Annotated in this window: 1 pseudogene; it reads left to right on the top strand. The window is 35.9% G+C overall.

Annotated features, from left to right (window positions below):
* Positions 1–223 (top strand): annotated as a pseudogene (locus SLS51_RS25015) (SPI-2 type III secretion system effector NAD(+)--protein-arginine ADP-ribosyltransferase SpvB); the annotation flags it as partial.

Genomic DNA, 223 nt, shown 5'->3' with positions numbered 1-223 from the left:
CAGAGGGATTAAATGAGCTTGCTATAACGGATCATAAAAAAGTTTATCGGGGGTTAAAACTCGATAAATCAGAACTTAAGAATTTACTGGATAAATATACTACAGAGGGAAACATCATTGCGGAAAAAGGGTTTCTTAGTACCTCGCCAGATAAAGCTTGGGTCAATGATACTATTCTGGTCATAAATCTTGAATCAAACCATAAAGGTCGTATTTTAGGGGA

It is taken from the genome of Photorhabdus africana (genome assembly GCF_035181445.1).
GTDB lineage: Bacteria > Pseudomonadota > Gammaproteobacteria > Enterobacterales > Enterobacteriaceae > Photorhabdus > Photorhabdus laumondii.
Note: the sequence above shows the minus strand (reverse complement) of the source record. Positions and strands in the feature narration are given on the sequence as shown.